Consider the following 23,384-nt stretch of genomic DNA (forward strand, 5'->3'; position numbering starts at 1 on the left):
GGGGCGAATCTGGTTGTTGGCTCGTTAAGAATAAAAGCCCGGCAAGGGTTCTGAGTGAGCAACTGAACACGCGATGGCCCGTTAGAAAGCCATCTGATTAAGTTTTGCCCTAGGGCAGTTTCCATTAGCGATTTCGAGAGACGGATGAACATCACCACCTTTGCCAAACGCCTGTGCCTGTTAGTCCCGCTGTTCATCACGCCTGCCGCTTTTGCGGTAGAAATGATGCCGTCGCCACCGCAACTGGCCGCCAAATCCTACGTGCTCATGGACGCCAGCAGCGGCAACGTGCTGGTCGAGAACAACGGTGACCAGCGCCTGCCGCCCGCCAGCCTGACCAAACTGATGACCGCGTACATTGCGACGCTGGAAATCCGTCGTGGCCAGATCGGCGAAAACGACCCGGTGACCGTCAGCGAAAACGCCTGGCGTACCGGCGGTTCGCGGATGTTCATCAAGGTTGGCTCGCAGGTGACTGTCAGCGATCTGCTGCACGGCATCATCATTCAGTCGGGTAACGACGCCAGTGTTGCGCTCTCCGAGCACATCGCCGGTAGCGAAGACGCGTTCGCCGACATGATGAACAAGACGGCCGGCGACCTGGGCATGACCAACAGCCACTTCATGAACCCGACCGGCCTGCCGAACCCTGAGCACTACTCGTCGGCTCACGACATGTCGTTGCTGGCTCGCGCAATCATTCACGAAGACCCGGCTCACTACGCGATCTACTCGCAGAAAGAGTTCTTCTGGAACGGCATCAAGCAGCCTAACCGCAACCTGCTGCTGTGGCGCGACAAGACCGTTGACGGTCTGAAAACCGGTCACACCGACGAAGCCGGCTACTGCATGGTGTCTTCGGCCGTACGTGATGGCATGCGCCTGATCGCCGTGGTGTTCGGCACCAACAGCGAAGTGGCTCGCGCCTCCGAAACCCAGAAACTGCTGACCTACGGTTTTCGCTTCTTCGAAACCCAGACCTTCTATCAGAAAGGCGCCGAGCTGGCTCAGGCTCCTGTCTGGAAAGGCACCACCAATCAAGTCAAGGCCGGCCTGGCTGAAGACTTGACCATGACCCTGCCAAAAGGCCAGCTGAAAAAGCTCGCCGCCAGCATGACCATGAACCCGCAACTGGTTGCGCCAATCGCCAAGGGCGACGTGATCGGTAAAGTCGAAGTGAAACTGGACGACAAGGTAGTGCACAGCGCTAACCTGATCGCTCTGGACGCGGTCGACGAGGGTGGTATCTTCCGTCGCATGTGGGATAGCATCCGTCTATTCTTCTACGGCTTGTTCAACTGAATTAGTGTGGACCTGCATGGCTCCGTCCCAACCCGGAACGGAGCCATGTCCGTTGCCACGGCTTACGAGGCCGTTACGCCATGACAGACACTGAAGTAAAGGCGCCAAAGATCGAATTTCCCGCCAATGATTACCCGATCAAAGTGATCGGCGACACCATTGTCGACATCAAGCAAAAGATCATCGACATCGTCAAGAAACACGCGACGATCAACGATGAGAAGGTGGACGAACGCCAGAGCAGCAACGGCAAGTACACCACTATCCAGCTGCACATCATCGCCACCGGTCAAGACCAGCTGTACGACATCAATAGCGAGTTGCGGGCTACCGGTTTCGTGCACATGGTGCTGTGATGCCGGGCACGCTGGGCTTTCGTGAGCTCGGCCAGATGGCTTACGAGCCGGTCTGGCATGCCATGCAGCGCTTCACTAACGAACGCGGCAGCGATGCCGCGGACGAGATCTGGCTGGTGGAGCACCCTCCGGTGTTTACCCAGGGCCAGGCCGGCAAAGCCGAGCACCTGTTGCTGCCGGGAGATATTCCGGTAGTGCAGGTCGATCGCGGCGGTCAGGTGACTTACCATGGTCCCGGCCAATTGGTGGCCTACCTGTTGCTGGATGTGCGCAAACTGGGTTTCGGCGTGCGTGACTTGGTCACCCGCATGGAACACTGCCTGATCGAGTTGCTGGCCAGCTATGGCGTAACTGCCGCAGCCAAGCCAGACGCGCCAGGTGTCTACGTCGATGGGGCGAAAATCGCGTCCCTGGGCCTGCGGATCCGCCACGGTTGTTCCTTTCATGGCCTGGCGCTGAACGTGGACATGAACCTGGAACCGTTTCGACGGATTAATCCCTGCGGCTACGCCGGGCTGGCGATGACCCAGCTGAGCGATCACGCAGGATCGATTGAATTTGCCGAGGTAAGTGCCCGGCTGCGCACGCAGCTCGTCAAACACCTCGACTATGCTGAGCAGACGACCCTTACGGGCGGAATCGACTGATATGACTACTGATGCAGTGCAAACCATGATCCCGACGCTGGATGTTACCGAGCGTCCGGCCCCGCGTGCGAAGGTTGAAGCCGGCGTCAAGCTGCGCGGCGCCGAGAAGGTTGCACGCATCCCGGTAAAGATCATTCCGACCACCGAACTGCCGAAGAAACCTGACTGGATCCGCGTGCGCATCCCGGTTTCCCCGGAAGTCGACCGCATCAAGGCCCTGCTGCGCAAACACAAGCTGCACAGCGTCTGCGAAGAAGCGTCCTGCCCGAACCTGGGCGAGTGCTTCTCCGGCGGCACCGCGACCTTCATGATCATGGGCGACATCTGCACCCGTCGTTGCCCGTTCTGCGACGTCGGCCACGGTCGTCCGAAACCACTGGACGTCAACGAGCCGGAAAGCCTGGCCATCGCCATCGCCGACCTCAAGCTCAAGTACGTGGTGATCACGTCTGTTGACCGCGACGACCTGCGTGACGGCGGTGCCCAGCACTTTGCCGACTGCATCCGCGAGATCCGCAAGCTGTCGCCGAACGTGCAGCTCGAAACCCTGGTCCCGGATTACCGTGGCCGTATGGACGTGGCGCTGGAAATCACTGCCGCCGAGCCACCGGATGTGTTCAACCACAACCTGGAAACCGTGCCGCGCCTGTACAAGGCTGCGCGTCCGGGTTCGGACTACCAGTGGTCGCTGACCCTGCTGCAACGCTTCAAGCAGATGATGCCGCACATTCCGACCAAATCCGGCCTGATGCTGGGCCTGGGCGAAACCGACGAAGAAGTCATCGAAGTCATGAAGCGCATGCGCGAACACGATATCGACATGCTGACCCTCGGCCAGTACCTGCAACCGTCCCGCAGCCACTTGCCGGTGCAACGTTTCGTGCACCCGGACGTGTTCGCCTGGTTCGCCGAGGAAGGCTACAAGATGGGCTTCAAGAACGTCGCGTCCGGCCCGTTGGTGCGTTCGTCGTACCATGCCGATGAGCAGGCGAAGCTGGTCAAGGCCGAGCTGATCTCGGCCCTGTAATAGCTGATGAAAGACAAAACGCCCGCACGGCTTTACAGCCTGCGGGCGTTTTTCTGCCTGCCTACATACCCGGCGGTCTTTTCCCGCAACGCGCGGCGCGATTGACCCCCTTCTGTTTATGCCCGTTCCTGACTACTGTGTGCTGAAGATTTCATGCAGGGAGATTCATGGATGACCGTTCGACCGACTCACACCCTTTTTCCTTACACCCCTGTGCCGGCCTTGCCGTCGGAGGGCGTGATCGGCGTGATTGCGCCTGCCGGCCCCGCACCGCTGGACACCGACAAGGCCGTGCAATGGATGCGCGCCCGAGGTTATTCGCTACGGGTGTTCCCCGGCGTTTATGAGAAAGACGGCTACCTCGCCGGCAGCGACGAAGTGCGCCTCAATGACCTGCACGGGGCATTCGCGGACCCTGAAGTGGCCGCGATCATTTGCCTGCGCGGCGGCTACGGCACGCCGCGCTTGCTCGATCGTATCGACTTCGACTTGTTGCGTGCGAACGCCAAGCCCTTTATCGGCTACAGCGACATCACGGCGCTGCATCTGGCCATCGGTCGCTACGCAGGCTTCGTGACCTTTCATGGTCCGCTGCTCAACGCCGACCTGCTGGGCGATAAGCAGAGGCCCACCGAGTCATCGTTCTTCAACATGCTGCGCGGGCAGGTGAAGGCGGGCAGCGTGTTGTCGCACCCGGTGGCCTATCCGTTAAATACCATCGAGCCTGGTGTCGCTCACGGGCGCTTGCTGGGGGGCAACCTGTCGATGATCGCCGCGACCATGGGCACGCCGTACGAAATCGATGCCGAGGGGGTGATCCTGTTTATCGAGGACATCAACGAGCCGTTGTATCGCATTGACCGGTTGCTGACCCATCTGCGCCTGGCTGGCACGCTGGGCAAGCTGCGCGGGGTTCTGGTGGGGGATGTGGCAGGGGTGGACGCCGCGGCGCTGGCGCGGCTGCTCAAGCAAACCTTCGAACCGTTGCGGATTCCGGTGCTGGCCGGGTGGCGCAGCGGGCATTGCGATCCGAACCTGACGCTGCCGATGGGGGCGCTGGTCAAGCTGGATGCGGGGAATAAGGTGTTGGTGTTGGAGCAGGATGTGGTGGTCAAGGTTTAGAGGTTTATTGCCTGGCAGTCAGTCTTCGCGAGCAAGCCCGCTCCCACAGGGGAATGCATTCCAAATGTGGGAGCGGGCTTGCTCGCGAAGGGGGCACCAGCCATACGGCTATCTATCGGTTGCGCAAACCTTCGAGCAACTTATGCGTCGGATACCCATCCGCCGGCCAGCCAAACGACTGTTGTGCGCTACGGATCGCCTTGCGGGTATTGGCGCCGATGATGCCGTCGGCAGTACCCGCGTCGTAGTTCTGGGCGCTCAACAGGTTCTGCAACTCGATCCGCTCGCTACGGCTCAGCGGTAAATCATCTTTTGGCCAGGAGCCGTTGATCAGACCTGCGCCGTTGAAGCGTTCGGACAACAGGCTCACTGCCAAGGCGTAGGACGACGAGTTGTTGTACTTGAGGATCGCGCGGAAGTTGTCGAGGACCAGGAACGCCGGGCCACGATAACCGGCTGGCAGCAGCAGGGCGGCCGACAGGTGTTCAGCGCCTGCCGGAACCTGGGCACCATTGGGCAACGAAACGCCCAGTTGCTGCCATTCGGCGACGCTCTTGCGAATCGTGCCATCGGCCAGAACGTAGTTGAAACTCCCCGGCAACTGCACTTCGAAGCCCCACGGCTGGCCTTTCTGCCAGCCGGAGCTTTGCAGGTAGTGCGCGGTCGAGGCCAGGGCATCGGCGGGACTGCCCCAGATATCGCGGCGACCGTCGCCATCGAAATCCACGGCGTGGGTGTTGTAGGTGGTCGGGATGAACTGGGTCTGGCCCATGGCCCCGGCCCAGGAACCGAGCATTTTCTCTGGCGTGATATCGCCCTGTTGCAGGATCTGCAGGGCGGCGATCAGTTGCGCATGGGCAAAGCCCGGGCGTCGGCCTTCATAGGCCAGGGTGGCCAGGGAGTTGATCACCGACTTGGTGCCCTGGAATTGCCCGAAGTTACTCTCCATGCCCCACACCGCGACCAGTGCCTGGCGATCGACGCCGTAGCGCTGCTCGATGCTTTGCAGGATGTCGGCGTACTGGCTGACCAGCGCCTGACCTTTGCGTACCCGCAGCGGCGACAGCGCACCGTCGAGGTATTCCCACACCGGGCGGGAAAACTCCGGTTGGCTACGGTCGGCGCGGATCACGCTGTCATCGAAGCTGACATTGGCGAAGGCACGGTCGAACAGGTCGGCGCGAATGCCGGCAGCCAGGGCGTCCTTGCGGAAACCGGCCTGCCATTCAGCGAAGGTCTGGGTTGGCTGGATGTCCAGATTTTCACCGGTCGGCACCACGGGCGGGATTACCGCAGGCGCAGTTGCGACGGGGAGGGTTTGCAGCGGTTGGGCGTCGGCGGCGGTCGGTTTTTCCGCGCAGGCGACAAGCAGTATGAGGCTGGAGGCAGCAATCAATTGGCGAAGGTGCCAACGACGGGAAAGACAAAGGGGCATGCACAGGTCCAGGGAATACGAATCAGGTGCAGACCTTAACATGGAGAAGGGGTGTTCTGCTTTAAGCGGCCAGAAAGTAAGAAGCCTCCCAGCTATTAGACTGGAAGGCTTCGCGGCGGTAGCTGCCTTTGCCCTTGCCGGCTCGTTCCGTACGGCTGCGGAACAGTGGCTGGGCGATGATGGATTTGGCCTTGTTGGGGCCATGCTTGGATGGCTTTTTGCTCATGATGATTTCTCGCAGGTAGGTGGGTTTTGCGGGGGAAATAATCTGCTGAAGTTGGGGGGCTGTCTATAGGGAAATGGGTGTGAGTTTTGTAGGAAGAAAGATCAAAAGATCGCAGCCTCGTTTCACTCGACAGCTCCTACAGGGACGCATTCCAAGGTAGGAGCTGTCGAGTGAAACGAGGCTGCGATCTCTTGATCTTATTCGGCCGGCAACGACAATCTCTGCCCGGCCATCAACAACGACAACCGACTCAAGCTCATCCACGGCGAACCCGCCGCCTGGCCCTTGATCTGCGCATCAATACGCTGTGCTTCCAGCAACAACTGCGCCCAGCGTTGCGCCGAGTAGCGTTGCAGCGCTTTGCTCATCAGCGGTTTGCGTTTGTCCCAGACCGGCGGTCGGGCCGAGCTGAAAGCTTTGTCCAGCGGCACGCCCTGGCTGTATTGCAGCGACAGGTTGGCCAGCAGGCGCAGCTCACGGGCCAGGGCCCAGAGAATCACCGGCGGTTCGACGCCCTCGCCACGCAAGCCTTCGAGCATACGCACGGCATGCGCGGCTTCGCCGTTGAGAATCGCATCGGTCAGGCCGAACACATCAAAACGCGCACTGTCGGCCACGGCTGCCTGTACGGTTTCGACGGTAATCTGGCCACCTTCGGCCATCAGCTTGAGCTTTTCGATTTCCTGGGCGGCGGCCAACAGGTTGCCCTCGACCCGCGCGGCGATCAATTCGACGGCGTCCTGGCTGGCGGACAGCCCGGCCTGGGACAACCGTTGACGGATCCAGCTCGGCAACTGGTTGGCATCCACCGGCCAGATCTGCACGAACTGAGTCTGCGCACCTTCGACCAGCGCCTTGCCCCACTTGGTCTTCTGCGCAGCACCATCGAGCTTGGGCAGGCTGATCAGCAACACCGTATCTTCGGCCGGCCGTGAGCAATATTCGATGAACGCAGCGGCGCCTTTGTCACCGGGTTTGCCGGAGGGCAAACGCAGTTCCAGAAGACGCTTTTCAGCGAACAACGACATACTGGCACCGGCCTGCAGCAGCGTTCCCCAGTCGAAACTGGCGTCGGCGGCGAAGACCTGACGTTCATCAAAACCTTGCTGGCGGGCAGCAGAACGAATCGCGTCGGCGGCTTCCTGGCACAGCAGTGGGTCATCGCCACTGATGATGTAGACCGGCGCGAGGGCACCTTGCAGGTGTTTGGCGAGTTGGGCGGGGGCGAGTTTCATAAGAGAGGGCAAACGGGGCGCCTGAGCGCCCCGTAAGTCTTACTGCTGCGGGATTTCGACAGGCGACTGGCGCGGGGTTTCCGCTTCAGCCTTCTGCGCCGCGTTCAGTGCATCGGCTTCAGCCTTGGCACGGGCATTCGCAGTCTGTTGCAACTGATCCAGCTGAGTCGGCGTGATCTGTTGCAAACGCAGAATCATGCGTTGAACCAATTCGCGACGGGTCTCTACGCGGGCTGTTGCAGCTTCCTGGTCGGAACCCACCAAGTTGTTGCCGTCGTGGATGAAGATCTTCTCCACTTCGAGCTTGTCGCTTTTGAGGGTCAAATTGTTCTCGCCACGGATGTCGTAGTTCAGCACCGTGGTCACTTGGTATTCACCCGTGCGACCGGCACCGGCGTAGCTGAGGATGCGCTGGCTTTCCTGCTCATCCGTCAGAATCAGCTTGTACGGCGCACCGGTGTAGACCTTGACGCCACTGCTTTGCAGTACCTGACGCAATTGCGTCACGGTTTCGCCATAGGCGTTGCGGGCGCTCACGTCGAGTTCCTTGATCGCCAGTTCAGTGGTGCCGGTACCGCGCAGCTGGAAACCGCAGGCGCTCAACAGGACTGCGAGGCCCATCACCAGCAGATTGCGTTTGATCATCTTGTTGCTCCCCTTGAAACCATGTGGGCCGACCGTGCGGCCCGAAAGGTTTGACTCGGCGCCAGGCTTACCTGGCGCCTGTTCCAATTAGCTGGCGACGATATTGACCAGTTTCCCGGGCACTACGATCACTTTACGAATAGTCAGGCCATCGACGAAGCGCAGCACGTTCTCGTTCGCCCGTGCGGCGGCTTCGACTTCTTCGCGGGTGGCGCTGGCCGGCATTTCAATGTGGCCGCGCAGTTTGCCATTCACTTGAATGACCAACTGAAGGCTGTCTTGCACCAGGGCGCTCTCGTCCAGCACCGGCCAGCCTGCGTCGATCACCGGGTCGGCGTGACCCAGTTGATTCCACAGCTCGTGGCTGATGTGCGGAGTGATCGGCGCCAGCAGCAGGACCACGGTTTCCAGGCCTTCGTGAATCAGCGCGCGATCCTGGTCGGTGCCTTGCGGGGCTTTTTCCAGCACGTTCATCAGCGTCATCACCTGGGCGATGGCGGTGTTGAATTTGTGGTTCTGGCCGACGTCATGGCTGGCCTGCTTGATGGCCTGGTGGATCGAACGGCGAATGGCTTTCTGCCCGTCGTTCAGGCTCGCGACGTCCAGTTTGCCCGGCAGGCCCTGAGTGACGTGGGCCTGGGCCAGACGCCAGACGCGCTTGAGGAAACGGTGCGAACCTTCAACGCCGGAGTCGGACCATTCCGCGCTCATGTCGGGTGGCGAGGCGAACATCATGAACAGCCGGCAGGTGTCTGCGCCGAACTGGTCAATCATCGACTGTGGGTCAACGCCGTTGTTCTTCGACTTGGCCATCTTCTCGGTGCCGCCGATTTCCACCGGCAGGCCGTCGGCGATCAGCTTGGCGCTGATGACCTTGGCTTTACTGTCGCGCTCGAGTTCCACGTCCGCCGGGTTGAACCAGGTGTAGGCACCGTTGGCTTCGCGACGATAGTAAGTCTCGGCGATCACCATGCCTTGGGTCAGCAGGTTCTTGAACGGCTCGTTGGAGCTCACCAGGCCTTCGTCACGCATCAGCTTGTGGAAGAAGCGCGCGTACAGCAGGTGAAGAATTGCGTGTTCGATGCCGCCGATGTACTGATCCACCGGCAACCAGTGGTCGGCCGCGGATTTTTCCACCAGGCCGCCAGCATAGTGCGGCGAGGCGTAACGGGCGTAGTACCACGAGGACTCGACGAAGGTGTCCATGGTGTCGGTTTCACGCTTGGCAGGCTGGCCGCATTTCGGGCAGTTGCACTCGTAGAACTCGGGCATGCGTGCCAATGGCGAACCGGCGCCATCCGGCACCACGTCTTCCGGCAGCACGACCGGCAGTTGATCTTCCGGGACCGGCACATCACCGCAGGTGTCGCAGTGGATGATCGGGATCGGGCAGCCCCAGTAGCGCTGGCGGCTGATGCCCCAGTCGCGCAGGCGGAACTGGGTGCGCGAGGCACCGAGGTTTTTCTTGATCAGCGCGACTTCCATGGCATCGAAAGCGCCTTCGAAGTCGAGGCCGTCGAACTCGCCGGAGTTGATCAGCGTGCCGTGCTCGCCGTAGGCGTCTTGCCATGGCGATGGGTTAGTGTCGCCGGAGCTGGTGCGCACCACCGATTTGATCGGCAGGTTGTACTTGGTGGCGAACTCGAAATCACGTTCGTCGTGAGCCGGAACCGCCATCACTGCGCCGTCGCCGTAATGCATCAGCACATAGTTGGCGACCCACACCGGGAGTTTCTCACCGGTCAGCGGGTGCTCGACGAACAGCGACGTCGGCAGGCCTTTTTTCTCTTGGGTGGCGACGTCGGCTTCAGCGACGCTGCCGCCTTTGCATTCAGCGATGAACGCTTGCAGCTCAGGGTTGTTCTGCGCGGCCAGGGCGGCCAAGTGGTGCTCGGCGGCCACGGCAACGTAAGTCGCGCCCATCAAGGTGTCCGGACGGGTGGTGAAGACTTTCAGTACGCCGCTTTCGCCGATGGAATCGACGTTGTACGGGAACTGCACTTCCATGCCCCGGGACTTGCCGATCCAGTTGCGCTGCATGGTCTTGACCTGTTCAGGCCAGCCCGGCAGATCGTCGAGGCTCGACAGCAGCTCATCCGCGTAAGCAGTGATCTTGAAGTAGTACATCGGGATTTCGCGCTTTTCGATCAGCGCGCCGGAACGCCAGCCGCGACCGTCGATCACTTGCTCGTTAGCCAGGACGGTCTGGTCGACCGGGTCCCAGTTCACGGTGCCGTTCTTGCGGTAGATCACGCCTTTTTCGAACAGGCGAGTGAACAGCCATTGTTCCCAGCGGTAGTAATCAGGCTTGCAGGTGGTCACCTCGCGGGACCAGTCCACCGCCAGGCCCAGGCTGCGCAGCTGGGTTTTCATGTAGGCGATGTTTTCGTAGGTCCACTTGGCGGGCGCTACGTTGTTCTTCATCGCGGCGTTTTCCGCCGGCATGCCGAAGGCATCCCAACCCATGGGTTGCAGGACGTTCTTGCCTTGCATGCGCTGGTAGCGGGAGATCACGTCGCCGATGGTGTAGTTGCGCACGTGCCCCATGTGTAGCTTGCCGCTGGGGTAAGGGAACATCGACAGGCAGTAGAAAGTCTCCTTGCCTGGCTGTTCACTGACTTCAAAGGACTTTTGCTCGTCCCAGAACGACTGGGCGGCGGCTTCGATTTCACGGGGCTGATATTGTTCGTGCATGGCTACTTTTGAACTGAATAGGGGTGGCCTAATCCTCTTCAATGCAACGCCGGACGGTGATCACGCCAAATCGGCGGTTCGGTGTCCAGGCGAGCTGGAAGTGGAGTTACAGGAAGCGCCGTAGCATACATGACCGCACTCTATCGAGGGAAACCCTGATTACAGGCACAAGGCCCCTTCAAACCTGCCGCGAGGGCCGTTGGTCGCAGGGTTCAGCCGGTTTGTTCATGGAAGCTAAGCTCCTAAATGGGGAGTGAGTCTTATCTTCAATGAGGTGAGGGATGGTTGAGTCACAACGCAAAGTTACAAAACCGGAGCTGTATGAGCGACTGATCGATCGTCTGGGGATGGCCCTGGATGCGGCAAAAACCGCCGATCGGTTGCGTGATGAACGTCCCCTGGAGCTGGAGTTGCGTGGTTTGAGCCCCGCAGAGTTTGCATTGGTCAAGGCGTATCTGGATCGCAGTGAACGTGAAACCCACGGATGCTTGTCTGAAGCAGTGAAGCAACTCGACGCACCACGTTCGGCCAAGATCATCTGGCTCAAGGACAAAACACCCGGCAGGGACGCGGTAAAGGTCCGGTCTCTGCAATTCAAGTAAGGGCAATTGAAGCCATGCCACATGGTTTTTTTAAAGCATAGTCCTTCCGCATTAGTTGTCGCATCGCGTCAACCCACTTAGGCTTCGGGCATCTCTGGAGATGCTCGATGCCTTTTCGTTATTTCGTGAAACAACTTCTACTGCCTCCCGGCATCCTTTTGCTGCTGCTGGCGCTTGCCTGGTGGTTGCGCCGCTCACGGCCGCGACTGGCCGGATTGTGCTTTGCATTGGGGCTTGGCGGTTTCTGGCTGATGAGTTTGCCGGTGGTGGTGCAATGGAGCGCCAAGGCTTTGGAGCGTGAGCCAGCGCTGGCGCTGGATGAGTGGGCAACCCTGGGCCAGCGTGCGGATGCGATCGTGGTGCTGGGATCGGGCCGCGAGCGGGGCGATTCGGCGTGGGGCGCGGACCAGCCGACCGGCGTAGGCCTGGAACGCCAGCGCTATGCCGCGCGATTGGCCAAGGCGTCTGGCCTGCCGATCCTTACGAGCGGCGGCCTGCACTACGACACACCGCCGACGGAAGCCAAGTTGATGGCAGATTCATTGCTCGATGATTTCGGCGTGACCGTGCGTTGGCAGGAAGGGCGCAGCCGCACGACTTGGGAGAATGCGCAGTTCAGTGCCCAAGTGCTGCTTCCGGAAGGGGTGAAGCGCGTGGTGGTGGTGACTCAGGCCTGGCATATGCCGCGAGCGGTCTGGAGTTTCAGGCAGGCGGGTTTTGAAGTGGTGCCCGCGCCGGTTGGGTTTCTGGGCGTGGACAATGCCCGGCCGCTGGGCGGCTGGATGCCGGAGTTCAAGTCGATCTGGCAGAGCGGGCAGTTGCTGAACGAGGCGGTGGGGCAGGTGGGGTATTCGGTGTTTTACCGCTGAAGATCAAAAGATCGCAGCCTCGTTTTACTCGACAGCTCCTACAGGGGATTGCGTGCTCTGTAGGAGCTGTCGAGTAAAACGAGGCTGCGATCTTTTGCTGGCGCTGCGATTAAACGGTTTTCGCCATCCGGCTCGCGATCAACGCCCAACCAAACAACAGCACACACACAATGATCAGCGGCCACGAACGCCATTCAAGGTACGGCGTCAGGTTGTGCATCGGCACCACTTCGCCGTACAGAATCCCGCGTTCGAACTGCGGAATCTGCGTCGTGATCTGCCCGAACGGGTTGATCAAACCGGTCACGCCGTTGTTGGTGGCGCGGATCATCCAGCGGCCGGCCTCCAGCGCGCGCATCTGCGCCATCTGCAAATGTTGCAGCGGGCCGATGGATTTGCCGAACCAGGTGTCGTTGCTGATGGTCAGCAGCAGATCGCTGCGGGCGGCCAGGCTGGCGGCGAATTCCGGGTAGACCACTTCATAGCAAATGAACGGTGCGATCTGATAACCCTTGGCTTGCAGCATGGCCTGATCGGCCGGGCCACGAGCAAAGTCCGACATCGGCAGATCGAAGAACGCGATCAACCCGCGCAACACATCCTGCAACGGAACGTACTCGCCGAACGGCACGAGTTTCTGCTTGAGGTAAGTGCCGTCGCCTTCACCGACCACGGTGATTCCGTTGAAGAAACGGCGCTCGTGCCGCACTTCCTGGCGAATCGGCACGCCGGTAATCAGCGCAGTCTTACGTTCTGCGGCGAAGTTTCCCATCATGCTCAGGTAGCCCTCGGCGGACTCCTTGAGCACCGGCACTGCGGTTTCCGGCCAGATCAGCAGGTCGACGCGCTTGGAGCTGAAGCTCATGTCGCGGTACAGCGCCAACTGCGCGTTGAGCTGCGCCGGGTCCCACTTCATGCTTTGTTCGATGTTGCCCTGGATGGCGGCGACGCTCAGCGCCGGGCCGGCAGGGCTGGTCCAGGCATGCTCCTTGAGCGCGATGCCCGCCACCCATGGACCGGCCAGCAATACCACGCCAGCGGCAATGAACCCTTTGCGGCCTGTGCGAATCAGTCGTGGAGCGTTCCAGATCAGCGCTGCTGTCAGGGCCAGGACGAAGGAAATCAGCCACATCCCGCCGACCGGTGCGAGCCCGGCCAATGGGCCGTTGAGCTGGCTGTAACCGGAATAGAGCCACGGGAAACCGGTGAGGAACCAGCCACGAAACGCTTCCTGACCCACCCACAGCGCCGCAAACGCCAAGGCATCGGCCAGCGGTGCTTCGTTACGACGCAACCAGCGCGCCCAGATCCAGGCGGGCAGGGCGAAGAACCAGGCAATCGCGGCGGTGAAGATCAGCATCAGGAAACCGGCCAGCAGCACCGAAGCGCCGCCGAAGTTGTGAATGCTGTAGTAGATCCAGCTGGTGCCGGCGCCGAACAGGCCGAAGCCGAAACACCAGCCACGGCCCAAGGCCTGACGAGGACTCAGTTCACGCAGACCGGCATAGAAGAAACCGACCGCCAGCAATGCCAGCGGCCAGATATCGTACGGCGCCAACGCCAGGGTGGTGATTGCACCGGCCAGCACGGCCAGCAGATTACCGGGCCAGCCGGGACGGGTCAGACGGTGCATTTCAATCCTTAGGAATTACCGGGCAATTGGAGTCAGGCGCAGCAAGTGAATCCGACGGCTGTCGGCGTTCAGAATGCGAAAACGATACGGGCCGATTTCAGTGATTTCGTTGCGTTTTGGCAAGTGCCCGAACGCGCTCATCACCAGGCCGCCTACCGTGTCGAACTCGTCGTCGGAGAATTCGCTGTCGAAGAACTCGTTGAAGTTCTCGATCGGCGTCAGCGCCTTGATCAGGAAGTCACCGCTAGGCAGTGGCTTGATGTAGCTGTCTTCTTCGACGTCATGCTCGTCTTCGATGTCGCCGACGATTTGTTCCAGCACGTCTTCGATGGTCACCAGACCGGCCACGCCGCCGTATTCGTCGATGACGATGGCCATGTGGTTGTGGTTGGCGCGGAACTCACGCAGCAGCACATTCAGTCGCTTGGACTCCGGCACGAAGGTGGCCGGGCGCAGCAGATCCTTGATGTTGAAGCTGTCGCCGTTCTCCTTGAGGATCAACGGCAGCAAGTCCTTGGCCAGCAACACGCCCATCACGTCATCGTGGCTTTCGCCGATCACCGGGTAGCGGGAGTGGGCCGAGTCGACCACGGCAGGCAGGAACTCGCGAGGTGTCTGGGTCGCCTTGATGCTGACCATTTGCGAGCGCGGGACCATGATGTCCCGTACTTGCAGGTCGGCAACCTGGATGGCGCCTTCGACGATGGCCAGCGCTTCGCTGTCCAGCAACTTGTTTTGGTGTGCGTCGCGCAGCAGCTTCCAGCAGCTCCTGGCGGTTCTTCGGCTCGTGGGCAAAAGCCTGGGTGAGCTTACCCAGCCATGACTTCTGCCCGTTGCTCGATCGATCTTCGCTCATAGCGATTACTCTGAATCCTTTGTTGTAACGATAGGGGATGTTTCGGTTTCGTCGTCCGCATAAGGGTCGGGATAGCCCAACTCGGCAAGCAACGTTCGTTCCAGTGCTTCCATTTCCTCGGCTTCCTCGTCATCTATATGGTCGTAACCAAGCAGATGCAAGCAGCCGTGAATGACCAGATGCGCCCAGTGGGCCTTTAGTTCCTTTCCTTGTTCCGCGGCTTCGCGCTCGACCACCGCCACGCAGATCACCAGATCGCCCAGCAATGGAATATCGAGAAACTCATCGGGAACATCGGCCGGGAACGACAAAACATTGGTGGCGTAGTCTTTCTGCCGCCAGGTGAAGTTCAGTTCGCGGGCTTCTTCTTCGTCGACCAAGCGAATGGTCATTTCGGAATCAGCGGTGCGCTGGCGCAGGGCCAGTTCGCACCATTGGCGGAACTCGGCTTCGCTTGGCGCAGATGCTTCAGTGGCCAGTTGCAGATCAAGCTCAAGCATCGTGGCGTTTATCCTTGGGCGCTTCATCGGCGACGCGATTTTCGAAGCGCTCGTAGGCTTCGACAATGCGTTGCACCAGAGGATGGCGCACGACGTCCTTGGGCATGAAATGGGTGAAGCTGATGCCCGGCACGTCTTTCAGGACTTCGATCACATGGTGCAGCCCGGATTTCGTGCCTTTCGGCAGGTCGACCTGGGTGATGTCACCGGTGATCACGGCAGTGGAGCCAAAGCCGATCCGGGTCAGGAACATCTTCATCTGCTCGACAGTGGTGTTCTGGCTTTCGTCGAGGATGATGAAGCTGTTGTTCAGCGTGCGACCGCGCATGTAGGCCAGCGGCGCGACTTCGATGACCTGGCGCTCGATCAGCTTGGCCACGTATTCGAAGCCGAGCATTTCGTAGAGCGCGTCATACAGCGGGCGCAGGTACGGGTCGATCTTTTGCGACAGGTCGCCGGGCAGGAAACCGAGCTTTTCGCCCGCTTCAACCGCCGGGCGCACCAGCAGGATGCGACGAATCTGCTCGCGTTCCAGCGCATCTACCGCGCAGGCAACAGCCAGATAGGTCTTGCCGGTACCGGCCGGGCCGATACCGAAATTGATGTCGTTACCGAGGATTTCCTTCACATAGCGCAACTGATTCAAGCCGCGAGGGCGAATCATGCCTTTCTTGGTGCGCAGTGCGACGGAGGGTTCGGCGGGGGAGACGTTGTCCAGCTCTTCGACGGCCGATTCCTGCAGGAACAGGTGAACCGTATCCGGCGACAGCTCCGTACCTTTGGTTTCCCGGTACAGACGGCGAATCAGATTTTCCGCGGAAGTGGTGTGCTTGGGTTCGCCGATCAGTTCGAACTGGTTTCCGCGATTGCGGATCTCGATGGTCAGGCGCTGTTCGATCAAGCGCAGATGCTCGTCGAATTGCCCGCACAGATTGGCGAAGCGGCGAGCCTCAAAGGGCTCGAGGATGAAACGATGTGGTTCGATGGGTGCGTTCAAGGTCGTATTTAGCCGCCCTGGGGCAATTAAGATGAAATCAAGGATAACGCCAGAGGGCTGGGTGCGAAAGCTCTTAAATAACCCAAGGCAAAACACCATCCCTTGTGGGAGCGGGCTTGCTCGCGAAGGCGGTGTGTCAGCCACATTGATGTTGACTGACACGGCCTCTTCGCGAGCAAGCCCGCTCCCACAGGGGGAACATGGTGTTATTGGATCAGCGAGCCCCGCAACGAGTGCGGCTGTGCGGCATCGATGTGCACGTCGGCGAACTGGCCAATCAGGGTTGGATTGTCGCAGCGGAAGTTGACGATACGATTATTCTCGGTCCGGCCTTGCAGCTCGCCAGGGTCTTTCTTCGAATAATCGGTGACCAAAATACGCTGGGTCGAACCGACCATTTGTCGGCTGATCTCGAAACCCTGCTGATTCAAGCGATGTTGCAGCGCGTTCAGGCGTTCTTTCTTCAGCTCTTCCGGCGTCTCGTCCGCCAGGTCAGCCGCCGGAGTGCCCGGGCGTTGGCTATAAACGAACGAGTAGGAGAAGTCGAAACCGACGTCTTCGATCAGCTTCATGGTCTGTTCGAAGTCTTTCTCGGTTTCGCCCGGGAAGCCGACGATGAAGTCTGAGCTGATGCAGATCCCGGGCACGGCGGCGCGCAGCTTGCGCAGTTTGGATTTGTATTCCAGCGCGGTGTGGTTGCGCTTCATCGCCGAAAGAATGCGGTCCGAGCCCGACTGCACCGGCAAGTGCAGGTGTTTCACCAGCTCTGGTACTTCGGCGTGGGCCTGGATCAGGCTGTCGGAAAATTCCAGCGGGTGCGACGTGGTGTAGCGAATCCGGTCGATGCCATCGACGGCGGCGACCACGCGGATCAGCTCGGCGAGGTCCGCCAGGCGCCCGTCGTGGGTGGTGCCGCGATAACCGTTGACGTTCTGCCCCAGCAGGGTCACTTCACGCACGCCGTTTTCGGCGAGGTGAATGATCTCGGCGAGTACGTCATCGAACGGTCGGCTGACTTCTTCACCGCGGGTGTAGGGCACGACGCAGAACGTGCAGTACTTGCTGCAGCCTTCCATCACCGACACATAGGCGCTCGGCCCGTCGATGCGCGGCTCGGGCAAGTGGTCGAACTTTTCGATTTCCGGGAACGAGACGTCCACTTGCGGCAACTTGGTGGCGCGGGCGGCGTCGATCATTTCCGGCAAACGGTGCAGGGTCTGCGGGCCGAACACCACGTCCACGTACGGCGCGCGATCGCGGATGGCGGCGCCTTCCTGGCTGGCCACGCAACCGCCGACGGCGATCACCATGTCTGGATTGGCGAGTTTCAGTTCGCGCCAGCGGCCGAGCTGGGAATACACCCGGTCCTGGGCGCGCTCGCGGATGGAGCAGGTGTTGAGCAGGATCACGTCGGCATCTTCAGCGCGAGCGGTGACTTCCAGGGCCTGGTGTTCACCCAGCAGATCGACCATGCGCGAGCTGTCGTACTCGTTCATCTGGCAACCGTGGGTTTCGATGTAAAGCTTCTTGGCCATGGACAGAGTCATCACGTGATTCAAAGAACCGCGCATTATAGGGAACATGTCCCAAGGTTCCTACCGTTGTGCGTCCGGCGGCTATGCTATAGTTCGCGCCCTCATTTTTATCCCCAATGTGTTGCCCGCCCACCATGACCAAACGTGAAGCCCCAATCTACAAGGTGATTTTCCTCAACCAGGGCCAGGTGTACGAAATGTATGCCAAGCAGATCTATCAAAGTGATCTGTGGGGCTTCCTGGAAGTGGAAGAATTCGTCTTTGGCGAGCGCACGCAAGTGGTCGTCGATCCGAGCGAAGAGAAACTCAAGGCTCAGTTCGAGGGCGTGGTGCGCAGTTTTGTGCCGATGCATTCGATTGTGCGCATCGACGAAGTCGAGCGCCTGGGCACGCCGAAAATCAGCGAAGCCCGTGGCGCGGTCGGCAATGTGATGCCGTTTCCGATGCCGATGCCAGATAAGTAAGACGCAAGACCGAGTTGCCCCATTCGCGATGTAGAAACGGACACATCCTTTACGATTGAAACCGGGGACGTCCTTTACGTTTCTGCTGGCTTGAAAGGCGGGTTTCGCCGCTTTTCAGCCTGCCTAAAAGGTAGTTACAAAGGTAAATATCCCACACATCATCGTCCACTTCCTTGAGCCCTAACGCCTCACCTGCCAGGGATTCACTGACGAAAATCATCTTACCTTTCCATTTCATCGACCCATTCTGCCTGACCATGCGGATCGTCATGTCCGAAGCGTAAACGGCCTCGGGCACGTGTCCGTCGTACTGCCGTTGAGATGGCTCGTAGAGGGCCGCAGGAACTTTCATCTCTAAAGCCTTGTGTGGTCTTACGAAATTGAACTCCTGTCGAAACTGTTCGAATGCCAACTGTTGCTCCACCAGATTACGTTCCGGTGCGTGAAGCAATGCAGCCTTGAGCGTTCGGTGCATGCGTTCATGACGGCCATTCTGGTCAGGGCGCCCCGGCTGGATTCTCTCCGGATAGATCCCTAGTCGTATCCACCACGCCGCCAGACTGGATATGCGTGAAATACCGGTGGAGGCAAAGGGGGAGCCATTATCTGTGCGGATTACGTCAGGCAAACCGAACTCTCGAAATGCCCAGTCAAATCCTTCGCGGGCACCGGCAACGCTACTCTGAGCCCTGCACAGCAATAAAAATCGGCTGACATGATCGGTAATGGTCAGTGGGTAACAACGTTGGCCGTTCTGGAGTGCGAAGTCTCCTTTGAAGTCCGCAGCACATGTCTGATTAGGCGCAGTGGCATCGCGCAGCGGATTTTTCCCTGCTGGCGGACGATTGAGAAAGCGGCGTTTCTGCACCAGGCCTGCTCGTTTAAGCCACTCGCCTGCCGTGCTGACAGCTGGCCAAGACAACTCTGGGTGATCGATCCTGAGGTTATGCACCAGCTTCTCAGGCCCCCAACTGTGGTGCTCGCGCTTGTACGCGATTAGCAACTCAAGCACCTCGTCGCTGATTTTGAAGGGGCTCGTATGCGGGCGCCGTGACAACTCCTTTAACCCATCAACGCCATGTGCCTCGTAGCGTGCAAGCCATTTGTCCAACGTAGGCCGGCTGAGCCCGTAGTGACGGGCCAGCTCGATTTTTGAGTAGCTGCCTTGCAGCCAGTCGCCTATGAGTTTGATTCGTTGATCCATCGGGGACTCTCGATTCCAGGGCATGGTCAGGCACCTCCTGACCGTATTTCACACCTGTAAAGGATGTCTCCGGTTTAAAACGTAAAGGATGTCTCCGGTTTCTACCCGAGCAAGCCCGCTCCCACAGTAGACCGAGTCCTTAAGTTGGAACGCGGTTAAAGGTGGGAGCGGGCTTGCTCGCGAAGGGGTCAGTCAGAACACAGCAGAAATCAGGGAAGAGGCGAAAACGGCGTACGCCCATCCGCGCTTTGCAATTCCATCAGGTATTTACGGAAGATTTGCCCCAGCACTTGGGTAGCAACTTCCAGATCTTCGCGAGGCATTTTCTCGGCGACTTCGTCGGCGGTGTCCAACGCATCTTCTGCGCCGTTGACCGCGGCCATTTTCAGCACGATATACGCCTGAACGTTATTGGCCGGCACGCCTTCGCCGTGGAAGAACATGGTGCCGAGTTTGAATTGCGCCTGGGCATGGCCTTGCAGAGAGGCTTTTTCGAAGAACGCCAGGGCTTTATTGAGGTCACGCGGCGTGTTTTTACCGTCGTAGTAGAACTCACCCAACTCGTATTGCGCTTGCGCATCCCCTTCATCCGACGCTTTCTGGCAGGCGGCAAGCGCTTGCGTCAGATCTTGCGGCTGAGTATTGAGGGTGCAGCGACCCATCGCTGGGATCAACAACGAGTTGCCGCCTGCTTGTGCGTGCGCGAGCAGGGGCTGAAGGAGCAACAGGCAGCCCAATGCAAGGGTGCGGCCGGTGCGGTTCATGGGAATCGACTTACCTCTGAAGGGCGCGCGGACCCATCGAGGGATCCAATAAGCGCGCATTATGAAATAAGCAGGGCCAACCTTACAAAGTCTTTACTCGTTTTTCTGCTGCGCGGGGAATATATCGCCCACTTTGCGGGAGATTATTGGCACAAGGGTGGGAAAAGACGCAGGAATGTAGGTAAAAGCTGACGCTGGCAATCGCCAACGTCAGCGGCACAGCATTATTTCAGTGCGGCGAATGCTCGCTCGGCAGCGTCCAGGGTCAGTTTCAACTCGGTTTCGCCGTGGGCGATCGAGGTGAACCCGGCTTCGAAAGCGCTTGGCGCCAGGTACACGCCACCTTCCAGCATCAAGTGGAAGAAGCGTTTAAACAGATTGGCGTCGCTGGACATCACGTCATCGAAAGTCACGATGTCGTCGGCGCCACTGAAGTACAGGCCGAACATGCCGCCCGCCTGAGTGGTCACGAATGGAATGCCCGCCGCATCGGCGCGCTGTTGCAGGCCGTCGAGCAGTCGGCTGGTGTAGTCGCTCAGTTCTGCGTGGAAGCCCGGACGGCTGATCAGGCGCAAGGTAGTCAGGCCAGCGGCCATGGCCAGCGGGTTACCCGACAACGTACCTGCCTGGTACACCGGACCCAATGGCGCGATGTGCGACATGATTTCGCGCTTGCCACCGAAGCAGCCCACCGGCATACCGCCACCGATGATTTTGCCGAAGGTGCTCAAGTCTGGCGTCACGCCGAAATGCGCCTGGGCGCCGCCGAGTGCCACGCGGAAACCGGTCATCACTTCGTCGAAGATCAGCACCACGCCGTGCTTGTCGCAGAGTGTGCGCAGGCCTTCGAGGAAACCCGGTGCCGGCGGAACGCAGTTCATATTGCCGGCCACCGGCTCGACGATGATGCACGCCACGTCCTGGCCGACTTCGCCGAGCATGGTTTCCACGGCGTCGATGTCGTTGAACGGCAGGGTCAGGGTGTGTTTGGCGAAGTCAGCCGGTACGCCTGCCGAACTCGGTACGCCTTGGGTCAACAGGCCGGAGCCGGCCTTGACCAGCAGGCTGTCGGAGTGACCGTGGTAGCAGCCTTCGAACTTGATGATCGCATCGCGGCCGGTGAAACCACGGGCCAGGCGAATCGCACTCATGGTCGCTTCGGTGCCGGAGCTGACCATGCGCACCATTTCCATCGACGGCACGATCGAGCAGACCAGGTCGGCCATCTCGGTTTCCATCGCGGTCGGGGCGCCGTAGGACAAGCCGTGTTCCAGCTGTTTACGCACTGCGTCCAGCACGTCCGGGTGGCTGTGGCCGAGGATCATCGGGCCCCAGGAACCGACGTAATCGACATAACGCTTGTCGTCTTCGTCGGTGACGTAGGCGCCTTCCGCATGCTTGAAGAACAGCGGCGTGCCGCCAACGCTCTTGAACGCGCGAACCGGCGAGTTCACGCCACCGGGGATGTGTTTTTGGGCATCGGCAAACAGGGTTTCGGAACGAGACATGATCGGGCTCTCAAATCGGATTTTAAGCTACTTAATAGAAAGCAGTTCGTTGAAGGCGCGGGCGCGGCGGGTCACTTCTGCGGTGCTCTCGGCGCCAAACAGGCCATGCACGACAGCCAGCAGGTCGACCCCATGGGCCACCAGCGGCGCGGCGTTTTCCAACGTGATGCCGCCAATCGCGCAGATCGGCAGGTGCAGTTTGCTGCGGGCCTGGTCGAGCAGGTCGAGGCTGCACGTCGGGGCGCCAGGTTTGGTGTTGGAGTTGAAGAAGCGGCCGAAGGCGACGTAACTGGCGCCTTCCTTGGCGGCTTGTTCGGCGAGTTCGAGTTGCGCGTGGCAAGTCGAACCGATGATCGCCTGGCGACCCAGCAGCGCGCGGGCCGGGGTCAGCGGGCCGTCGGTCTGGCCCAGATGCACGCCGACGTTCAGGCGCGCGGCCAGTTCGGCGTCGTCGTTGATGATCAACTGAGTCTTGTAGCGGTCACACAAATCGCGCAGGGCTTCGGCCTCGCGCAAACGCCGGGCCTCGTCGCTGCTCTTGTCGCGGTATTGCAGCAGCGTGACGCCGCCTTCCAGCGCCGCCTCCACGTACGAAAGAAATTTACCGGCCAGTAACTGGCTATCGGTAATGGCATACAGGCCACGTAGTTTCATCGGGCAAGCCTCTGCGCATTACGCATCAAGAGTTACGAACAAAAATCCAGTGGCAGGCGGCGCGGCACGAATTGGCCTTTGCCCAACTGCTCGGCATCCCGCAGGGTACGCCACGTGTAGTTAAGCGCGGTCTGCACGGCGCTGGCGAGGTTTTCACCCTGGGCCAGACGACCGGCCAAGGCGCTGGCCAGTGTGCAACCGGAACCGTGATAACTGCCGGGCAAACGCTGGCAAGTGAAGGTTTCGCGGCGACCGTCGCGGCTGTACAGGCGATTGTGGATTTCGTGTTCGTCGCCATGGCCGCCGGTGATCAGCAGGTGTTTGACGAAGGGCAGGAGTTTTTCAGCGCACTCGTCCGCCGTGCCGTCGGGCAGTTCGGCGAGGATGCGCGCTTCGGGAAGATTAGGGGTGGCAATGATCGACAGCGGCAGCAGGCGTTCGCGCATGGCGTAGCCGACTTCGTCCTTGCCCAGGCGTCCACCGCCACCGGCACGCAGCACCGGGTCGCAGACCACCGGCAAATGCGGGTGCGCCGAGAGCAGTTCGACAACGGTGTCGACCATCTCCAGGGAACCGAGCATGCCCAGTTTGACGGCCGCGACTTCGGAGTCGTTGAGCACGGCATTGGCCTGGGCCAACACCCACTCACGATCGAGGACGCGGAAGTCAGTGACGTTGACCGTGTCTTGCACAGTCAGGGCAGTGACGGCCGGGGCCGCATGACAACCCTGAGCGAGCAGGGCTTCGATATCTGCCTGCAAGCCGGCGCCACCACTTGGGTCGTGGCCGGAGAGACAGAGGACAACGGGGCGAGAGCTGTAGATATTCATGGTGCGCGAGCTTACCACCAGTCGACCAGCGAGTCATGACAGCCCACGTAGCAGCTGCCGAAGCTGACGTTCGGCCCTCGTACCCGCTGCTGAATGTGACGCCCGGCCCCGTAGCAGCTGTCGAGCAGCGCGAGGCTGCGTTCGGCGGCGAAGCCGTCGTGAAATCAGGCGACGCGGTGTTTCAGCGAGACCGAGTGATCAGGTTTGACGACGGCTTCGCCGCCGAACGCAGCCTCGCGGGCTCGGCAGCTGCTACGGGCAAACGGCTCTATCTCAGGG

General features: G+C 60.1%; 22 protein-coding genes and 1 pseudogene. 8 read left to right on the forward strand and 15 right to left on the reverse strand.

The genetic code is table 11. The features are described 5' to 3' along the window. The first annotated feature begins 144 nt into the window (after window positions 1-144). From NK667_RS31545 to NK667_RS31565, 5 genes are all read left to right on the forward strand, one after another. A complete protein-coding gene (locus tag NK667_RS31545; protein ID WP_054052424.1) occupies window positions 145-1,302 on the forward strand; it encodes a D-alanyl-D-alanine carboxypeptidase family protein in 1,158 nt (385 codons plus the stop codon). 80 nt (window positions 1,303-1,382) lie between these two features. Next, window positions 1,383-1,658, forward strand: a complete 276-nt coding sequence (locus NK667_RS31550) for a DUF493 domain-containing protein (protein ID WP_054052426.1) — start codon at window positions 1,383-1,385, stop codon at window positions 1,656-1,658. Beyond that, a complete protein-coding gene (gene lipB / locus NK667_RS31555) occupies window positions 1,658-2,305 on the forward strand; it encodes a lipoyl(octanoyl) transferase LipB (RefSeq protein WP_054052428.1) in 648 nt (215 codons plus the stop codon). Before NK667_RS31550 ends, lipB begins: the two co-directional genes overlap by 1 nt. A 1-nt stretch (window position 2,306) precedes the next feature. Further along, complete coding sequence (gene lipA / locus NK667_RS31560; protein WP_054052430.1) at window positions 2,307-3,332, forward strand: lipoyl synthase; 1,026 nt, start codon at window positions 2,307-2,309, stop codon at window positions 3,330-3,332. Window positions 3,333-3,503: 171 nt separating this feature from the next. Further along, window positions 3,504-4,454, forward strand: coding sequence for a S66 peptidase family protein (locus NK667_RS31565; RefSeq protein WP_054616723.1), 951 nt, complete (start codon window positions 3,504-3,506; stop codon window positions 4,452-4,454). A 112-nt stretch (window positions 4,455-4,566) separates the two neighbouring features. Here the strand turns inward: NK667_RS31565 and NK667_RS31570 are convergent, their stop codons facing one another. The 5 genes from NK667_RS31570 to leuS form a co-directional block, all read right to left on the reverse strand. Further along, window positions 4,567-5,889 (reverse strand): lytic murein transglycosylase, encoded by a 1,323-nt coding sequence (locus NK667_RS31570; protein WP_054616722.1) that lies wholly within the window; start codon window positions 5,887-5,889, stop codon window positions 4,567-4,569. Between the two features lie 61 nt (window positions 5,890-5,950). Next, window positions 5,951-6,115 carry an alternative ribosome rescue factor ArfA gene (arfA, locus tag NK667_RS31575; protein WP_054052436.1) on the reverse strand — a complete coding sequence of 55 codons (165 nt, stop codon included), beginning with the start codon at window positions 6,113-6,115 and terminating at the stop codon, window positions 5,951-5,953. 197 nt (window positions 6,116-6,312) lie between these two features. Further along, the gene (gene holA, locus NK667_RS31580) at window positions 6,313-7,350 is read right to left on the reverse strand and encodes a DNA polymerase III subunit delta (RefSeq protein ID WP_054616721.1); all 1,038 of its coding nucleotides are present in this window, start codon (window positions 7,348-7,350) and stop codon (window positions 6,313-6,315) included. 39 nt (window positions 7,351-7,389) lie between these two features. Next, window positions 7,390-7,995, reverse strand: a complete 606-nt coding sequence (locus tag NK667_RS31585) for an LPS-assembly lipoprotein LptE (RefSeq protein WP_054052441.1) — start codon at window positions 7,993-7,995, stop codon at window positions 7,390-7,392. Between the two features lie 87 nt (window positions 7,996-8,082). Beyond that, entirely contained in the window at window positions 8,083-10,689 is a 2,607-nt protein-coding gene (gene leuS, locus NK667_RS31590; protein ID WP_054616720.1) for a leucine--tRNA ligase, read from the reverse strand. Between the two features lie 281 nt (window positions 10,690-10,970). On the opposite strand from leuS, the gene NK667_RS31595 reads away from it, so the two are divergent. Beyond that, window positions 10,971-11,291: a hypothetical protein gene (locus NK667_RS31595; protein ID WP_054052445.1), complete on the forward strand. Its 321-nt coding sequence runs from the start codon at window positions 10,971-10,973 to the stop codon at window positions 11,289-11,291. Window positions 11,292-11,398: 107 nt separating this feature from the next. Further along, the gene (locus NK667_RS31600; RefSeq protein ID WP_054052447.1) at window positions 11,399-12,160 is read left to right on the forward strand and encodes a YdcF family protein; all 762 of its coding nucleotides are present in this window, start codon (window positions 11,399-11,401) and stop codon (window positions 12,158-12,160) included. Between the two features lie 109 nt (window positions 12,161-12,269). On the opposite strand, the gene lnt is transcribed toward NK667_RS31600, so the two are convergent. From lnt to miaB, 5 genes and pseudogenes are all read right to left on the reverse strand, one after another. Beyond that, on the reverse strand, window positions 12,270-13,793 hold the full coding sequence (gene lnt, locus NK667_RS31605) for an apolipoprotein N-acyltransferase (protein ID WP_054616719.1): 1,524 nt from the start codon (window positions 13,791-13,793) through the stop codon (window positions 12,270-12,272). A 15-nt stretch (window positions 13,794-13,808) separates the two neighbouring features. After that, a pseudogene (locus NK667_RS31610) lies at window positions 13,809-14,649 on the reverse strand (HlyC/CorC family transporter). A 5-nt stretch (window positions 14,650-14,654) separates the two neighbouring features. Beyond that, window positions 14,655-15,149: an rRNA maturation RNase YbeY gene (ybeY, locus tag NK667_RS31615; RefSeq protein WP_054052451.1), complete on the reverse strand. Its 495-nt coding sequence runs from the start codon at window positions 15,147-15,149 to the stop codon at window positions 14,655-14,657. Continuing rightward, the gene (locus NK667_RS31620; protein WP_054052453.1) at window positions 15,142-16,146 is read right to left on the reverse strand and encodes a PhoH family protein; all 1,005 of its coding nucleotides are present in this window, start codon (window positions 16,144-16,146) and stop codon (window positions 15,142-15,144) included. Before NK667_RS31620 ends, ybeY begins: the two co-directional genes overlap by 8 nt. Window positions 16,147-16,352: 206 nt before the next feature. Further along, window positions 16,353-17,681: a tRNA (N6-isopentenyl adenosine(37)-C2)-methylthiotransferase MiaB gene (miaB, locus tag NK667_RS31625; RefSeq protein ID WP_161807683.1), complete on the reverse strand. Its 1,329-nt coding sequence runs from the start codon at window positions 17,679-17,681 to the stop codon at window positions 16,353-16,355. Window positions 17,682-17,815: 134 nt separating this feature from the next. Here miaB and NK667_RS31630 point away from each other — a divergent pair, with 134 nt between their 5' ends. Then, the gene (locus tag NK667_RS31630; RefSeq protein ID WP_045062075.1) at window positions 17,816-18,145 is read left to right on the forward strand and encodes a DUF1820 family protein; all 330 of its coding nucleotides are present in this window, start codon (window positions 17,816-17,818) and stop codon (window positions 18,143-18,145) included. A gap of 49 nt (window positions 18,146-18,194) precedes the next feature. On the opposite strand, the gene NK667_RS31635 is transcribed toward NK667_RS31630, so the two are convergent. The 5 genes from NK667_RS31635 to NK667_RS31655 all read right to left on the reverse strand — a co-directional run bounded on the left by NK667_RS31635 (window position 18,195) and on the right by NK667_RS31655 (window position 23,105). Then, a complete protein-coding gene (locus NK667_RS31635; RefSeq protein ID WP_420852048.1) occupies window positions 18,195-19,373 on the reverse strand; it encodes an integrase core domain-containing protein in 1,179 nt (392 codons plus the stop codon). 185 nt (window positions 19,374-19,558) lie between these two features. After that, window positions 19,559-20,113, reverse strand: coding sequence for a tetratricopeptide repeat protein (locus NK667_RS31640; protein ID WP_054052457.1), 555 nt, complete (start codon window positions 20,111-20,113; stop codon window positions 19,559-19,561). 224 nt (window positions 20,114-20,337) lie between these two features. Then, window positions 20,338-21,621: a glutamate-1-semialdehyde 2,1-aminomutase gene (gene hemL / locus NK667_RS31645; protein ID WP_054616718.1), complete on the reverse strand. Its 1,284-nt coding sequence runs from the start codon at window positions 21,619-21,621 to the stop codon at window positions 20,338-20,340. Window positions 21,622-21,648: 27 nt separating this feature from the next. Then, window positions 21,649-22,275: a thiamine phosphate synthase gene (gene thiE / locus NK667_RS31650; protein ID WP_054052461.1), complete on the reverse strand. Its 627-nt coding sequence runs from the start codon at window positions 22,273-22,275 to the stop codon at window positions 21,649-21,651. 32 nt (window positions 22,276-22,307) lie between these two features. Continuing rightward, window positions 22,308-23,105, reverse strand: coding sequence for a hydroxymethylpyrimidine/phosphomethylpyrimidine kinase (locus tag NK667_RS31655; RefSeq protein ID WP_054052463.1), 798 nt, complete (start codon window positions 23,103-23,105; stop codon window positions 22,308-22,310). Window positions 23,106-23,384: the final 279 nt, after the last annotated feature.

Origin of the sequence: Pseudomonas nunensis, from assembly GCF_024296925.1 — a bacterium.
GTDB classification, from domain to species: domain Bacteria; phylum Pseudomonadota; class Gammaproteobacteria; order Pseudomonadales; family Pseudomonadaceae; genus Aquipseudomonas; species Aquipseudomonas nunensis.

Excerpts from the sequence above, each read along its gene's own strand:
- NK667_RS31545 (WP_054052424.1), top strand. The coding sequence starts at position 145 with ATGAACATCACCACCTTTGCCAAACGCCTGTGCCTGTTAGTCCCGCTG.
- NK667_RS31550 (WP_054052426.1), top strand. The coding sequence starts at position 1,383 with ATGACAGACACTGAAGTAAAGGCGCCAAAGATCGAATTTCCCGCCAAT.
- lipB (WP_054052428.1), top strand. The coding sequence starts at position 1,658 with ATGCCGGGCACGCTGGGCTTTCGTGAGCTCGGCCAGATGGCTTACGAG.
- lipA (WP_054052430.1), top strand. The coding sequence starts at position 2,307 with ATGACTACTGATGCAGTGCAAACCATGATCCCGACGCTGGATGTTACC.
- NK667_RS31565 (WP_054616723.1), top strand. The coding sequence starts at position 3,504 with ATGACCGTTCGACCGACTCACACCCTTTTTCCTTACACCCCTGTGCCG.
- NK667_RS31570 (WP_054616722.1), bottom strand. The coding sequence starts at position 5,889 with ATGCCCCTTTGTCTTTCCCGTCGTTGGCACCTTCGCCAATTGATTGCT.
- arfA (WP_054052436.1), bottom strand. The coding sequence starts at position 6,115 with ATGAGCAAAAAGCCATCCAAGCATGGCCCCAACAAGGCCAAATCCATC.
- holA (WP_054616721.1), bottom strand. The coding sequence starts at position 7,350 with ATGAAACTCGCCCCCGCCCAACTCGCCAAACACCTGCAAGGTGCCCTC.
- NK667_RS31585 (WP_054052441.1), bottom strand. The coding sequence starts at position 7,995 with ATGATCAAACGCAATCTGCTGGTGATGGGCCTCGCAGTCCTGTTGAGC.
- leuS (WP_054616720.1), bottom strand. The coding sequence starts at position 10,689 with ATGCACGAACAATATCAGCCCCGTGAAATCGAAGCCGCCGCCCAGTCG.
- NK667_RS31595 (WP_054052445.1), top strand. The coding sequence starts at position 10,971 with ATGGTTGAGTCACAACGCAAAGTTACAAAACCGGAGCTGTATGAGCGA.
- NK667_RS31600 (WP_054052447.1), top strand. The coding sequence starts at position 11,399 with ATGCCTTTTCGTTATTTCGTGAAACAACTTCTACTGCCTCCCGGCATC.
- lnt (WP_054616719.1), bottom strand. The coding sequence starts at position 13,793 with ATGCACCGTCTGACCCGTCCCGGCTGGCCCGGTAATCTGCTGGCCGTG.
- ybeY (WP_054052451.1), bottom strand. The coding sequence starts at position 15,149 with ATGCTTGAGCTTGATCTGCAACTGGCCACTGAAGCATCTGCGCCAAGC.
- miaB (WP_161807683.1), bottom strand. The coding sequence starts at position 17,681 with ATGGCCAAGAAGCTTTACATCGAAACCCACGGTTGCCAGATGAACGAG.
- NK667_RS31630 (WP_045062075.1), top strand. The coding sequence starts at position 17,816 with ATGACCAAACGTGAAGCCCCAATCTACAAGGTGATTTTCCTCAACCAG.
- NK667_RS31635 (WP_420852048.1), bottom strand. The coding sequence starts at position 19,373 with ATGCCCTGGAATCGAGAGTCCCCGATGGATCAACGAATCAAACTCATA.
- NK667_RS31640 (WP_054052457.1), bottom strand. The coding sequence starts at position 20,113 with ATGAACCGCACCGGCCGCACCCTTGCATTGGGCTGCCTGTTGCTCCTT.
- hemL (WP_054616718.1), bottom strand. The coding sequence starts at position 21,621 with ATGTCTCGTTCCGAAACCCTGTTTGCCGATGCCCAAAAACACATCCCC.
- thiE (WP_054052461.1), bottom strand. The coding sequence starts at position 22,275 with ATGAAACTACGTGGCCTGTATGCCATTACCGATAGCCAGTTACTGGCC.
- NK667_RS31655 (WP_054052463.1), bottom strand. The coding sequence starts at position 23,105 with ATGAATATCTACAGCTCTCGCCCCGTTGTCCTCTGTCTCTCCGGCCAC.